Source organism: Alicyclobacillus macrosporangiidus CPP55, assembly GCF_000702485.1.
Classification (GTDB): Bacteria; Bacillota; Bacilli; order Alicyclobacillales; family Alicyclobacillaceae; genus Alicyclobacillus_H; species Alicyclobacillus_H macrosporangiidus_B.
The window spans coordinates 2,774,530-2,788,388 of the sequence record NZ_JNIL01000001.1 but is presented as its reverse complement, the minus strand read 5'-3'; the positions used below and the strand labels follow the sequence as shown (position 1 = coordinate 2,788,388).

The 13,859-nt window shown below is 65.4% G+C and carries 15 protein-coding genes; 4 read left to right on the top strand and 11 right to left on the bottom strand.

The genetic code is table 11. The annotated features are described in order from the left end of the window. The first annotated feature begins 146 nt into the window (after window positions 1-146). Window positions 147-851 (top strand): sporulation membrane protein YtaF, encoded by a 705-nt coding sequence (gene ytaF, locus N687_RS0113930; protein ID WP_029422429.1) that lies wholly within the window; start codon window positions 147-149, stop codon window positions 849-851. Window positions 852-860: 9 nt separating this feature from the next. On the opposite strand, the gene N687_RS0113925 is transcribed toward ytaF, so the two are convergent. From N687_RS0113925 to N687_RS23985, 3 genes are all read right to left on the bottom strand, one after another. Continuing rightward, window positions 861-1,910: a hypothetical protein gene (locus tag N687_RS0113925; protein WP_029422428.1), complete on the bottom strand. Its 1,050-nt coding sequence runs from the start codon at window positions 1,908-1,910 to the stop codon at window positions 861-863. 27 nt (window positions 1,911-1,937) lie between these two features. Beyond that, on the bottom strand, window positions 1,938-2,501 hold the full coding sequence (locus tag N687_RS0113920; RefSeq protein WP_156040158.1) for a hypothetical protein: 564 nt from the start codon (window positions 2,499-2,501) through the stop codon (window positions 1,938-1,940). A 452-nt stretch (window positions 2,502-2,953) separates the two neighbouring features. After that, window positions 2,954-3,106 (bottom strand): hypothetical protein, encoded by a 153-nt coding sequence (locus N687_RS23985; protein WP_156040157.1) that lies wholly within the window; start codon window positions 3,104-3,106, stop codon window positions 2,954-2,956. Between the two features lie 121 nt (window positions 3,107-3,227). Here N687_RS23985 and N687_RS0113910 point away from each other — a divergent pair, with 121 nt between their 5' ends. Beyond that, window positions 3,228-4,121 (top strand): ABC transporter ATP-binding protein, encoded by an 894-nt coding sequence (locus tag N687_RS0113910; protein WP_029422426.1) that lies wholly within the window; start codon window positions 3,228-3,230, stop codon window positions 4,119-4,121. Beyond that, entirely contained in the window at window positions 4,118-5,356 is a 1,239-nt protein-coding gene (locus N687_RS0113905) for an ABC transporter permease (RefSeq protein WP_029422425.1), read from the top strand. The genes N687_RS0113910 and N687_RS0113905 overlap by 4 nt, the downstream gene beginning before the upstream one ends. 90 nt (window positions 5,357-5,446) lie before the next feature. On the opposite strand, the gene N687_RS0113900 is transcribed toward N687_RS0113905, so the two are convergent. The 6 genes from N687_RS0113900 to N687_RS0113870 all read right to left on the bottom strand — a co-directional run bounded on the left by N687_RS0113900 (window position 5,447) and on the right by N687_RS0113870 (window position 11,580). Next, complete coding sequence (locus N687_RS0113900; protein WP_197029289.1) at window positions 5,447-6,052, bottom strand: Uma2 family endonuclease; 606 nt, start codon at window positions 6,050-6,052, stop codon at window positions 5,447-5,449. Between the two features lie 97 nt (window positions 6,053-6,149). Further along, window positions 6,150-7,181, bottom strand: coding sequence for a 1-phosphofructokinase family hexose kinase (locus N687_RS0113890; protein ID WP_051663256.1), 1,032 nt, complete (start codon window positions 7,179-7,181; stop codon window positions 6,150-6,152). Then, on the bottom strand, window positions 7,168-8,025 hold the full coding sequence (locus tag N687_RS0113885; RefSeq protein WP_029422422.1) for a class II fructose-bisphosphate aldolase: 858 nt from the start codon (window positions 8,023-8,025) through the stop codon (window positions 7,168-7,170). The genes N687_RS0113890 and N687_RS0113885 overlap by 14 nt, the downstream gene beginning before the upstream one ends. Window positions 8,026-8,130: 105 nt before the next feature. Further along, window positions 8,131-9,174 (bottom strand): SIS domain-containing protein, encoded by a 1,044-nt coding sequence (locus tag N687_RS0113880; protein ID WP_051663255.1) that lies wholly within the window; start codon window positions 9,172-9,174, stop codon window positions 8,131-8,133. Then, on the bottom strand, window positions 9,158-10,108 hold the full coding sequence (locus N687_RS0113875) for an ROK family protein (RefSeq protein WP_051663254.1): 951 nt from the start codon (window positions 10,106-10,108) through the stop codon (window positions 9,158-9,160). The genes N687_RS0113880 and N687_RS0113875 overlap by 17 nt, the downstream gene beginning before the upstream one ends. An 89-nt stretch (window positions 10,109-10,197) precedes the next feature. Next, the gene (locus N687_RS0113870; RefSeq protein WP_029422419.1) at window positions 10,198-11,580 is read right to left on the bottom strand and encodes an APC family permease; all 1,383 of its coding nucleotides are present in this window, start codon (window positions 11,578-11,580) and stop codon (window positions 10,198-10,200) included. A gap of 312 nt (window positions 11,581-11,892) precedes the next feature. Here N687_RS0113870 and N687_RS0113865 point away from each other — a divergent pair, with 312 nt between their 5' ends. Next, on the top strand, window positions 11,893-12,726 hold the full coding sequence (locus N687_RS0113865; protein ID WP_051663253.1) for a DeoR/GlpR family DNA-binding transcription regulator: 834 nt from the start codon (window positions 11,893-11,895) through the stop codon (window positions 12,724-12,726). Window positions 12,727-12,820: 94 nt separating this feature from the next. On the opposite strand, the gene N687_RS0113860 is transcribed toward N687_RS0113865, so the two are convergent. Together N687_RS0113860 and N687_RS0113850 are read right to left on the bottom strand one after the other, a co-directional pair. Further along, complete coding sequence (locus tag N687_RS0113860) at window positions 12,821-13,120, bottom strand: cation:dicarboxylate symporter family transporter (RefSeq protein ID WP_419670134.1); 300 nt, start codon at window positions 13,118-13,120, stop codon at window positions 12,821-12,823. 111 nt (window positions 13,121-13,231) lie between these two features. Next, entirely contained in the window at window positions 13,232-13,792 is a 561-nt protein-coding gene (locus N687_RS0113850; RefSeq protein WP_029422416.1) for a hypothetical protein, read from the bottom strand. Between the last annotated feature and the right edge of the window lie 67 nt (window positions 13,793-13,859).

Below are 13,859 nucleotides of genomic sequence, written 5' to 3'. Positions count from 1 at the left end.
GTTGACACGTCAATCCAGAGAATTCTGGCAGCGCACACGCCCAGGCCCCAGCGAATATCCTGGATCTCAGTCACACGGTGACGCGAGCGGGCATGTCTCCGTCATCCACCGGACCACATGGCGAAGACGAAAGGAGAATTTCCGCCATGAATTTTCGTCAAGTGCTTCTGGTTCTGGGGTTTTCCGTGTCGTCGAGCCTCGACAATTTCGGGGTGGGCATCTCCTACGGGGTCAACCAGATCCGCATCGGTGCAGCCGCGAACCTGCTCATCGCCGTCATCGCCTTCACCTTCAGCATGACCGGTGTCGCTTTCGGCACGTACCTGACGCGTGTCATGCCCGGCGCCCTGTCCACCATCGTCGGCGCCCTCTTGGTGCTGTTCATCGGCTTGCGCATCGTGCTGTTGGCCATGTCTCAGCGGCGCCAGCACGGTCGCGGACGACGCGAAGACGCGGGCACAACGCCACCCGGCCTCCGACCGTCGACGCAACACGCAGAGACCGTGCCATCCGCGCGCGGCGGGATCTCCCGTTACTTGACGCACCCAGAGCAGGCCGACAAGGACCGGTCCGGAGAGATCAGCCTGTGGGAAGCCGCCGGTTTGGGGATCGCCTTGTCGGCCAACGCGCTCACCAACGGCCTGGGGGCCGGCATGATGCACGTGCCCGCCCTGGCCATCTCCATCCTGGCCGCCGTGTTCAGCTATCTGGCCATCTGGTCCGGCGTCCAGCTCGGAGCACAACTCGCCGCCGTCCGCATCGGACGTTGGAGCGTCGGGGAGTTCAGCACCATCCTCAGTGGACTCATTCTCCTGGTGATTGCGGCGCACATGTTATTTTCCATCGCATGAGCGGAGAGGTCACACCCTCTCCAGCCCATTCACAAACTGCTGCTCATACGCCTGCAGCGAGATCCCGTAGACCTGCGAGAAACTTCCCGCGACGCCGCGGCTCGGAATCCCCTGCAGGAACGCCGTCCACTTCGCTAAGCCGTACTTCGCGACGAGCGACTGCACGGCGCGGTAGTCTTCCCACTCCACGTTGTACGAGGCCTGCAGGATATCCGACTCCGACGCCGTCAACGGCAGCAGCACACCGCTGGCGGCCGCCTGCCGCAACTGCGCGTCCGAAGCGGAAGCCAAGCGCGCGACTGCCTGCGGGCTCACCTGTTGTTCCGCCATCATCCCTGCCAACCAGGCCGTTCCCTCGTTCACCCAGGTCGGCAGGCTGTCCCCGATGCCCGCCTGATTGAGCGCCGCGTGCGTCAACTCATGCGTCAGGACGTTGGCCAAATCCGCCTCATTCCGCACGTTGTACAGCGGGATCCAGACCGTTTCACCCACCGTCAGTCCACCCGTCTCCTGGACGATGCTGTCGATCTCGCCGGCCGGCACCCCCGCCTTCTCCAGCGCGCGGCCGTACGTCTGCGGCGACGAGAACAGCACCACCTGTGCTTGCTTCAACGACACCCCCGTCACCTGGTGGACCACGCCCGTCGACAGCGATTGCACCAGTTGGGCGCTCGCGCGCACGGCGGATGTTGGCACGCGGGCGTCTCCCCCCACAATCTCCACCTGCCCTGCCTGGGCGGTCCGGGCTGTCTGACCTGCGCCAGCCTGGCCCGCGACGGACGGCAAGTGACGCAGATGGTGCTGCCGCACCTCCGCTTGGTCCATGACGGACTGAATCTGTTGCATCTGCCGCGAGATCGAACGCAAGGCCTGGTTCACCTGCGCCGGATCGGCTTGTCCAGACTGCACCAGCGAGACGAGGTTACGCCAATCTTGCAGCAGTTGTTGCTCCATCTGTTGAATCTGTTGCATCGGCACGGGCAGATTCGTCCCTGCCGAGACACCCCATGCGCCTGCCCACGCCGACACCGCCAGCATGCCCAACAACAAGCCCTTCACCGTAGGCCACCTCCAATCGAAACGCCGTCACGTGTTCGTGTTAGATGTGCCGGCCGCTCCATTCGAACTCCCCGCCTGGCCGCCGGGCCCACCTCGCCCGCCAAACGTACGGCCTTGCGGCAATCCCTTCCGTTCGACCATGGCAGGCAGATTCTGATCATACCGATTGATCATCTGCTGCTCGCGTTGTGCGGAGAGGCGTCCGGCCTTCACCTGCTCGTCCAATTGCGCTTTGTAGGCCGCCTCCAGCTTGGAAATCAGCGACTGCTCCGACAAACCCTTTTGCTGGGCGATGGCCAGGATGGATTGGCCGCCACGCAGGTCGTTCATCAGCTCCGTGTTGGAGATGCCGAGAACTTGACTCACGGCCTCAAACGGGGACCCACCCGCGAAGCCGCCTCGGTTGGTTCTCAGTCCGTTGCCCCCGGTCCAGTTTCCGGGGCCTTGGGCAGCCACCTGTCCATTGGCGTTCCCTGCCGCACCGGATCCGGCGCCTCCCTGTGCCGCCCCTTGGCCTGTGCCACAACCCGCCAAACTGACAGCCGCCAGGACCGCCACACCCGCGATCGCCCTTCTCCTGGACAGCCACATGTGCCACACCCCCGCTCCACATCCAACCTCGTCACTCAACTGGGATCATGGAGAGGAAAGATTGAAATGACCTTGAAAAACGCTACACAGCTCCATGCCCGCCTTGGCGTGCGAGACTGACCAGATGTGAAACGGAGTGCCCCTGGGATCAAAACACCCGCGGGATCCATCCCGCGGGCACCCGCCCGGCGCCGGTTGCAGCCGACCCGGTTCAGTGAGCGAGCAGCATCACGGCCACCCAAAAAGCCCCTGCCAACAACACAATCCCTTGACTGTTCCTCGAACACGACCTCATCCATCGCATGCGCTGTCCCTCCCGAACGCCTGGAGTTCAATCGGCTGGCGGCCCATCCAAACCGCCACATGCCAGCGACCTCGTCCACAGCCAACATTTCCGAAAAGGAATCATTTATCTGATTATACATCGATTACGGTGTCAAGTGGCGCGGCGGTCATGGTCCCCCCACCACCAGGGCCGTGTGCACCGTCTCCCATGTGGCCCCGCCGTCGCGCGTTCGCACCAGCTCCGTGCCGCCCGTTTGCCCGGCTCGCACCAGAGCCAGCCCGGTGCGCGGATCCCAAGACGCTTCAAAAAATTTTTCCATGGTACCTCCTGGAGCCCATTGCCACCCCATGATACGATGGAAGCGGCTGACGATCCCCGTCCGCGGCGAAACCACGGTGACCGCGCGCAGACTGGCGCGGCTCCCCGGAAGGAGGCCATGGATGACCCTCGAACTCCGGAATGTTTCCAAGTCGTTCGGCGACAAGACGGTGGTGCGCGATCTGTCGTTCGTCGTGCCGAGCGGCCAGGTCTTCAGCCTGCTGGGCTTGAACGGCGCCGGCAAGACCACCACCATCCGTATGATCCTCGACATTCTCCGGCCCGATCGCGGCGAGATCCTGTGGCACGGCCGTCCGCTGCACACCCATCGCCTTGGCACCCTCGGCTACCTGCCCGAAGAACGCGGCCTTTACCCACAGATGAAGGTGCTCCCGCAGCTGGTGCTGTTCGGCCGCCTGCAGGGCCTCTCCCGCGACCAAGCCCGGCAGGCCGCCTTGCGATGGCTGGAACGGTTCGACATCCCGCAGCACCGGGACGCGTTGGTGGGGCAGCTGTCCAAAGGGAATCAGCAGAAGATCCAATTCATCGCCGCCATCCTTCACAATCCCGACCTGGTCATCCTGGACGAGCCCTTCACCGGCCTCGATCCGGTCAACACTGAGCTATTCAAGGGCGTGTTCCGGGAACTGGTCGAGGCCGGAAAGACCATCATCTTCTCCAGCCACCGGCTCGATCACGTCGAGGCCCTCAGCGACGCGGTGGGGATCATCCACCGTTCCGAGCTGGTGCTCTCCGGCCGGGTGGAAGATATTCTGGCCGCCCAGCCGCCTCACACGGTGCGCATCGGAGCCGATCCCGACGCCGTCCGGCGCCTTCTGCCCTCCGGCGCCGACGTGCGCGTCGAGCGCGGGTGGATCAGCATCCCCGTCCGGCACTGCGATCCGGATGAACTCCTGAGAAACCTGGTTCAACGCGGGGTCCGGGTCACGCACTTCGAATTGGTGCGCCCGTCGCTCCAGGACATCTTTCTTGAAAAGGTGGGGGAACGTCCATGAACGGCTTGTGGATCATGGTGGAACGGGAGTTCATGGCCCGGGTGGCGCGCAAGGCCTACTGGTTCATGACGCTGTTCGGCCTTGTGGTGATGGTCGCCCTGACCTTCATGCCCACCATCATGCAGTGGATCGAGCACTCCACGCAGAAACGCATTGCCGTGGCGGACCCCAACCGGTTGTTGGCCGCCAGCTCCGCACCGCCTCAGAGCGACACGTCGGATTTCACGCTGGAGTTTCTCCCCGTTGATGTGGCCCGGCGGATCGCCGGTTCCGACGAAGCGCTCACAAGCTACTTCCGCGACAGCAAAGCCTCGGCGGTGGTGGTGGTGCGGGGGCCACAGGCGGCCGACGCATCGTTCGTGATCGAAGAGAATGACGCCCTTCAACCCAGCACGCTGCAGCAGGTGGAGGGGTGGGTGCAGCAACAGGTGATGTCCGCCCGCGTCCAACAGCTGGGGCCCGCGGCGCAGGCCGCCCTCTCCCGGCCGGTGCCCGTGGACGTCCACGCGCGGAATCCGAATCATCCCTCATTTGAACAAAGGCTTCAGTCGACGATGCTCGTCTACGCCATGGTGATCCTGTTGTTCATGACGGTGATCGCGTATGGAGCGTGGGTGGTCCAGGGCGTCGTCGAGGAAAAGTCGAACCGCATCATCGAGATGATGCTGATTGCCATCAAACCGTGGCAGATTCTGTTCGGGAAGGTCATCGGGATCGCCCTGGTGGCGCTGGTGCAGTACACTTTGTGGATGGCGGGGGTGCTCGTGGCGCGGGAAATCCGGGGTTCCGCCGCTGCGATCCCGGTCGAACATGTCTCCCCTGCCACGTTGGCCTTGTTCCCGTTGTTTTTCTTGCTCGGCTACCTGATGTACGCAACCATGTTCAGCATTGGGGGATCGTTGGTGCACCGCGCGGAGGAACAGCAGTTGGCGGTGACGCCCGTCACGCTGCTGTTGGTGGTGGTCTTCTACGCCAGCCTGTTGGCGGTATTCAAGCCCGACAGCACCTGGGCCGCCATCATCTCCTTCATCCCGCTGTGCATGCCCATCGCCATGTTCGCGCGGGTGGCCCTGACCCAGGTGCCCGTCTGGCAGGTGATCCTCTCCATCGCAGGCGGCCTCGTGATCATCTGGCTGCTGGTGTGGGCCGGCGCCGTGGTGTACCGGCGCTTCGCCCTGCACACCTCGGGCGAGTCTGGCTGGAAACTGCTGTTGCGCGGCCGGAACGTGGTCTGACGCGACCGACGGGATCACCTGTGGAAGGCGTTTTGACGGAGGAACCCCCGATGCCATGAGGGCAACGGGGGTCCCTGACAGAGCCTAAATTTACGCAAAAATCGTCTCCACGTCCATCCTCAGGTCCGGGAACATGCTCGGCGCCACGGCGTCCCCTGGCCGGTACTCCGCCGTCCACTTCAGCGCCGTACCGTCGTGCAGATAGACATTCACGATCCGTTCATCCGGTTCCACGATCCAATACTCCCGAACCTTCATCCGCTGGTACAGGTTCAGCTTCCGGATCAAATCCTGCGCCGCCGTCGACGGAGAGAGCACCTCCACGACCAGCACCGGCACCCCCACAATCCGCTGTTCCTGCCTGTACGATCCGCACATCACAAACAGGTCCGGCTGCACCACGTGCGGCGTCTTCACGCTCTCCTCGAAACACAGGTCCATGGGGGCGATGAACGCACGGCAGTCCTTCCCCCTCAGGTGCATGGCGAGCTCGGCGCCCAGCTGGAGCACGATCTGCTGGTGCTGCGCCGACGGACTGGCCATGAGATAGGGCACCCCGTCGACGAGCTCCCACCGTTCCGGCCCTTCCCATGTGACGTAATCCGCGTACGTGTAACGAGTGGATCGATCCCGCTCGGGCTTCGGCACGCTCTCCGCCACCCTTTCGCAGCCATCTTCAATATCAGTATATCTCAATCCAACCCCTGCTGCGTGTCCTCGCCACCGGCTGGACGAACCGCCACCCGCAACATCGCCTTCGCCACTCGTCCGCGCCGCACGCCACGCTCCCCCGTCACACGCCCGCCACGTACACCTCCGCGCTGCGCCGCCACACGTCACCGGCGTCCACCGTTCCCGCCACCGGATGCTCGGCATTGCTCGCGCCCGCCGCGGTCGCCACGCGGAGTGCCCCGGGCCAGTCGCCGAACCGGTGCCACCCTGCAAGGAGGCCTGCGAAAAAGGCGTCCCCGCTGCCCACCGGGTTGACCCCGCCCGCGTGCTTCGGCGCCAACGCCAACGGCCGGGCGTACCAGCCCTCCGCTCGGGTGGCCAGACAGCTGCCCTGGGCTCCGCAGGTGACCACCGCCACCTCTGCGCCCGCCTCCACCAACGCACGGGCCCCATCGATCACCCACCGCGGCACCGGCTCACCCGCATCGTCCGGCGCCGCCTGTCCCTGTGTCTGCATCCACTGGCGCAGCTCATGGTGATTGATCTTCACCAGGAACGGCCGGGCAGGCACCGCAGCCGCCAAAGCCGCACCGCTGGTGTCGACGCACGCCCGGGCCCCCGACGCCTGCACCACCCGGACCATTTCGGCGTAGTACGCGGGATCGAGCCCCGGTGGCAGGGAACCGCTCATCGTCACAAAAGCGGCGCGTGCCGCCAGACGGTCCAGGTGCGCGAGGAACGCCTCGGCCTCCCGCCCCCCCACCGGCGGCCCCGGTTCCAACAGCTCCGTCACCCGCCCGTCCGCCTCCACCAGGGTGACGGTCGAGCGGGTCTCTTCCTCCAACTGGAGAAAGTCGTGCGCCAGGCCATCCGCATCGAGCGCCGCCCGGATCCAGGCGCCCGCGTGACCGCCGACAAAGCCCGTCGCCTCGGAAGACACGCCCAGGGCCGCGAGCACCCGGAGCACGTTCAGTCCCTTGCCCCCCGCCCGGGCGGCCACGCGCCTCACGCGCAGCGTCTCCCCCAGGCAGACGCGTTCCAGCCAATAGGTCTTGTCGATCGCGGGATTCGGCGTCACCGTCAGCACCCGCAGGGCCCCGGCTCCCGCCGCGGCCGCCCCCGCCGGCCCCCTGCCACCTTCACGCGCCGGCATAGCGGCCCTCCGCGCCTGCCAATCGGATTTTGTCCGCCACCACCGCCGCATACGCCGACTGCGCGGGCTTGAAGTACCGGCGCGGGTCCGAGTCCTCCGGATGCTCCGTGAGGTACGTCCGCAGCGCCGCCGCAAACGGGATCTTCAATTCGGTCGCGATGTTGATCTTCACAATCCCCTCCGCGATGGCGCGCCGGATGGCCGCGTCGGGGACGCCGGACGCCCCGTGGAGGACCAGCGGGATCGACACCCGCTTGCGGATGGCCCGCAACCGGTCAAAGTCGAGTTTCGGTTCCCCCCGGTACAGCCCGTGCGCCGTGCCGATGGCCACCGCCAGGGCGTCGACGCCCGTCTTCGCGACGAAGTCGGCCGCCAGGTCCGGGTCCGTGTAGGCCGCCTCGGCTTCCGCCATGTCATCCTCCACACCGCCGACATGGCCCAGCTCCGCCTCCACCGGTACGCCGCGCGCATGCGCCAACCTCACCGCCTCGCGGGTCAACGCCACGTTCTCCTCGTACGGCAGGTGCGATCCGTCGATCATCACCGACGTGTACCCGTATTCCAAGCATTGGCGGACCCGGTCGACGCTATCGCCGTGATCCAGGTGCAGCCCCACCGGCACCGACACCCGCTCCGCCGCCGCGCGGACGAGTGCCGACAACAGGTGGATGCCCGCGTTGTCGATGTTGCTCGGCGTCGTCTGCACCAGCACCGGCGCGCCGAGGCGATCCGCGGTCTGCACCAAAGCCTGCACGGTCTCCAGGTTGTACGCGGCAAATCCCACCACCGCCCAGCCCTCCCGCTGGGCCCGCCCGTACACGTCCGTCATCCGGACCAGTGGCATGTTCATGGCCTCCTCGGTGAACACGGCCCCCGCCTGCAGAAGCCGTGCGATGTCTTCAAATCCCAGCCACCCCTACCGGGCGCCGAACACCGGGGTCGGCCCCCGTCACAGCGTCACCACCTGCGTCAGGTGCCGGGGCTGATCCGGGTTCAGGCCGAGCAACTCCGCCCGCGCCAACGCCAGGTGATGAAGCGCCGGCATGTACAGCACCGCCCGGCTCCAATCGCTCACCGGCGGCAGGACCAGCGTCCGAGCCACGTCCTCCGCAGGGGAGACTCCCTCCGGGACGAGTTCGATCACGCTGCCGCCCAACCTCGCCACATCCCGCCCGACGGCCTGCACGGCCACGGCGTTGGCGGCGTCGACCAGCGACACCACCACGGTGCCCGGTGCCACCATGGAGATGGGGCCGTGGCGAAACTCCAGCGGGTTGTACGCCTCACACGCGACCTGGGTCATCTCCTTGAGCTTCAAGGTCGCCTCCCGCGCCAGCCCCTCGTAAGGGCCAAGGCCGAGGAAGATGTACTGGCGCCAGGCGTCCCTCGCCCCCGCCCACTGCCCGAATGCGGCGAACTCAGCCATGTGACGGGTGAGCAGGTCCGGCAGGCCGTCGAGTTCGGCGATGAGATCGTCCCGGCCAGCCACGTGCACGGCCAGCCGCTGCAGCGCCAGCAGCATACTGGTGAACGACTGCGTCATCACCACCGACCGCTCCGCGGCGTGCGGAAGGACGAGCGGGTATTCGCACAGGCGGGCCAGATCGCTGTCCCCGTGGCAGGTGACAGCCACCACGTGACTCCCGGGCCGGTCCCGCCGCACCTGTTCGACCGCCCACCGCACCTCGGTGGTCGTGCCGGACCGGGAGATGGCGAACAGCGTCAGCGGCCCGTCCTCTGGCAGCGCGCCGGTGCCAGAGAGGAACACCTCGGACGCGGGGATCGCGATGGCCCGATGGCCGGTGGCGAGCTGCCACAGGCGCGCCGCGCTGTGCGCCAGGTGATACGACGTCCCGCAGCCGGTGAAGACCACCGTGCCGACGGATGCCTGCGCGAGGCGTTCGCCGTGAGCGTCCCACCAGGCGTCGGTGACCGCCAGGGTGAGGCGCCACGCCTCGGGCTGGTGGTCAATCTCATCACGGGTGTATGACAAGCGAATCGCCTCCTTGCTTCGTCTTCTCTTGCGCCATGGCCTGCCGGGCCAGCTCCAGCGCGCCATGCAGGCCGGCATCCCGGCGGTGAAAGGCCAAGGTCAGTCGAGGCGGGAACGGGACGAACCTGCGGACGTATCGTTCGATGACGGGCAGGATGAGATCCTGAGCGCCCATCATGCCGCCGCCGAGCGCCACGACCTCTGGGTCCCAGAGCACCATGGCGTTGGCCAGGTGAAAGGCCAGCTCGGTCATGGCGTCGTCCACGAACGCCCGGGCCTCGGGGTCTTCGGCGACGAGGGCGAACACGTCTGCCGCGGTCAAGGAGCGGCCGAACCGACGGGTGGCCCGCTCGCCCAGCGCCTTTCCACCGGTGTATTCCTCGAGCGGGGCGACGCCGTCCCGGACACCGTGTGATTCATCCGGTCGGCGCAGGTTGTAGCCGATCTCGCCGGCCGCGCCGTGGCTGCCTTCGAGGACCTGATCGCCCATGGTGAGCGCCACGGCGATGCCGGTGCCGAGGTTGACATACATCCCGCTCCGCGTGCCCTGCAGCGCCCCGTTGCGCACCTCCGCGAGGGCGGCCGCCTTCACATCGTTCGCGATGGCCACAGGGGTGCCGGGGAACGCTTCGCCGAAGGCGTCCCACAGGCGCAGCGCGTGCCACCCAGGCACGTTGGGCGCCATATCAACTCCGTCGCGGCGGGTGATTCCCATGGTGGCGATCCCGATGCCGGCCAGCCGCGTCCCCTCCGCCTCGGCGGCCCGGGCGAGCCCTTGGCCGGCGACGATGGCCCGGCGCAGGGCGTCGGCGGCGTCACGGCACTCCGCGGTCGCCACCTGCGCCCTCGACAGGATGCGGCCATCCGGCGTGGCCGCCGCGATCGCCAATTTCGTTCCGCCAAAATCGAACGCCAACAGGTACTCTGGCGCCATACGCCCCATCCCCCTTTACGCGGGTGTCTGCAAGGCGAAGGCGCCGTGGGACCGCATAACGCTTCGCGTTATGTCCCCACGGCCACACTTCACCGTTGCGCGGACAGGTACTGTTCGCGGATGACCTTCTCCCCGAAGGGCCACTGCTTGCCGCGCGCGGCCCAGACGAGGAACACCAGGATGCCGAGAGCGGTCCAAATGATCGCCCACTCGATGGCCTGCCAACCGGAGGAGTAGAAGATCCACACCCACCCGATCAGGGCGATCAGGCTCGGCAACGGATACAGCCACTGTTTGAACGGCCGTTTCAGATCCGGCTGCCGGCGGCGCAGGACGGTCAGCGCCACAATCTGGCCGATGAACTGCACGACGATGGAGACGGCCATCAGGGCGTTGATGATCTGCTGCAGGTTGAAGAAGCAGAACACGGCCGTGAACGCACCCATCACCAGCAGGGAGATGTGCGGAAACTGGTGCTTGGGATGCAGCTTCCCGAAGCTGCTGAAAAACAGCCCGTCGCGCGCCGCGTTATACGGAAGTCGCGAAGCACCGAGCAGGCCCGTATAGACCGAGGCGAACGCCGTCCACAGGATCAGCAGGGTGATCAGCGTAGCGCCAGTCTTGCCCCACACGGTCTGCATGAACAGCGTACCGATGTTCTGGCTGTTGATGGCCGTCTGCCAGGGCACGACCCCGATGATGCTGAGGTTGATGGCCATGTCGATGATGGCCACCAGGATAATGGACAGCACAATCGCACGCGGGATGGTTCGACCCGGGTCCTTGACCTCGTCCCCCATGTAGGCGACGGTGTAGTACCCGAGGTAGTCGTAGATGGAGATCAGCATGCCGGCGCCAAGGCCCGCCAGGAACTTGTTCGGCGCGAATGCCCCGGCGGGGAACGCGAACGCCCGGTCGGCATGGAAGTGAGTCAGGCCGGCCACGATAATGAGCAGGACGGTGAGGATCATCCCCGCCCACAGCACCTTGGTCACCTTCGTCACGCCCGTCACGCGCCGGTACAGGAGCGCGACGGTGATGACGGTGATGCCGGCCGCGACCAACTTGGTCTCCAGCGGCGTCATCCCCGGCCAGAAGTAGACGAGGTAGTTGGCCATACCGATCATGCCGGTCGACATGATGAGCGGCGTGGCGATGAGCGTCGACCATACGAACAAAAACGGCATCAGTTTGCCGGTGCTGTACTGGAACGCCTCGCGCAGATACACGTACGATCCGCCCTCGCCCGGCATCGCTGCGCCGAGCTCGGCCCAGACCAGGCCGTCGGCCATCGCGAGCAACGCGCCGGCGATCCAGCCGAACAACGCCTGCGGCCCGCCCATGGCGGACAGAATGAGCGGAATGGTGATAAATGGCCCAATCCCCACCATCTGCGACATGTTGATGGTGGTCGCCTCAAACAACCCAATGGCGCGAACCAATCCGGCAGGTTTCCCGTTGGATGGTCCCATCGGTGGTGCCTCCTCCCAAAGACCAGAAGTGTGAGACTGGCAACAAGTCATGACGACAGAAATCCCGGCTTGCACGCCACTCAAGATGAAACCGTTTTACAAGGGTACTGTAAATGATGCGAACGCATTTCGCAAGATGTTTGTGTGATTTTCGATCGTTATTCATTCAAATAACGAAATAGAATCGAAATACAAACCTTTCATTTCCGGCCCTCTCCGCGCCCGGCGTGTGTTATGCTATTGCACGAGAGAGCCTGTGCCGTGCAGGGGTACAGGCTTGGATGACCGGTGTGGAGTGCGGGTGAAGGACGGATGGAGCATCAGGAGACGGTGGAAAAAGAGCAGGCGCGTTCCCCGGACGGGTTGTCCGCGGAGGAGCGCCGGCAGCGGATTGTCGAGTGGGTGACGGAGTGTGGAGAGGTGCGGATCGAACAGCTCCGCCATTTCTTCGGCGTCAGCGAAGTGACACTGCGGCGGGATCTCGACATCCTGGAATCCCAAAACCGCATTCGCCGCGTCCGTGGGGGCGCGACGGCGAACCCGGCGTCTGCGCTGGAGATGCGCTTCCAGGAGAAGATGGGGTTGAACACGGCACAGAAGCGCCAGATCGCGGCAGCAGCGGCTGCGATGGTGCAGGACGGCCAGGTGGTCATGCTGAGTGCGGGATCGACCACCACCTACCTGGCGCGGGAGCTGTTGAAGAAGCGGCACCTGACCGTCATCACACCGGCGATCAACATCGCGGCGGAACTGGCGGGGCATCCGCATATCACGCTGGTGATGATCGGCGGAATTGTGCGACCGGGATCGTACGCGGCGGTCGGACATTTGGCGGACGAGGCGCTGACGCAGATGAACGCAGATTTCGCTTTTGTCGGGGTCGACGGTGTGGACGTGCAGGCGGGCTTCACCACGCCCAACCTGATGGAGAGCCGCACCGACAAGATGATGCTTCACTCCGCCACGCGCGGGATCATTGTCGCCGATCACAGCAAGTTCGGCCGCGTCACGCTGGCACCCGTCGCCCGCATTGACGAGCCCGATCTGTGGATCACGGACGACGGGATGCCGGAAGAGGCCCTCGCACGCCTGCGCGAAGCCGGCTGCCGAGTCGTGCGTGCCCGGGAGGCCGCGGCGCAGGGGTGATGCGCGGAGTGCAGGGGATGCCGGGATTGGGGCGCGGGCCGGGGCGCGGGCCGCTCCAGTATCCACATGCGCCCCCTCCGTCGATTTTGGATACTCATATTTTGGCCGTCTCCACCTGACCCTCCGTTGATAGAGCGGCAGGGGTGCTTTGGGGTTTGCCGAGCACGCCTTCCCACCGCGCGACGACCGCCGATGAAAAGACATGTCCCATCACATTCACCGCCGTACGGGCCATATCGATGATGCGGTCCACCCCGAGAATGAGTGCCACCCCCTCGGCGGGCAGCCCAACCGCTGTTGCCGTGGCCAACAGGATGACCATCGAGGACGAGGGGACCGCGGCAACCCCTTTGCTGGTGACGATGAAGAACAAGATCATCGTGATCTGTTGCATGAAGGTCATGTGAATGCCGAACAGTTGCGTGTCCCAGCAGGCCGCCGAGATCCTGCAAGAGATGGAAGACCTGTGGGCCCAGTTTGGGATTTACGAACCGCCGTCGTCCATCTAGCGTCCATTTCGCCGAACCGGGCGTACTGGGGTACCATGAAATGGCAATTCAAGTTCAGATGGCCTCTGCTCGCGTGCACGCTCCGAGGCCCTGTTTCTTCCAACCATTCCTGCCCGGCTGGCGGCCAGCCACGCACCACTCGTGCCGCCGCCCATACCGCTCATGCATCCGCCCATGATCACATTGAAAATCCCCATGACCTCCATCGCTGTGGGCACCCGGTGCAGGTGCAGCACCCAAACGGCCGCTGGCAACAGTGCGCCCAGTACCGAACCGTACATGCCGCCTACCATGCCGCCCATCAAGGACCACATGGCATCATGCTGCCGGCGAATGTCCGCGTCGATAGGAGAAGCGCAAGGGAGGTCCACATCCCCCTGGTCGTCCGCGCTCATTCTGAATCCCAGGTAGGCGCCTGCCATCGAACCAAGACCTGAGAACACGAAAGCGACGAGGCCCGAAGTCCCAGTCCACAAATCGATGACGGCGCCCGCGAAGGCACCGAATCCGCCCCCCAGAGCACTGACACTTCCGGCCATCCGGTGGCGTTCGTCCATGGGTTGCTCTCCTTTCATGTACTCCTTGGTGGATCGATTGTGGACCGTCGGATGGACAAGGGTGGCG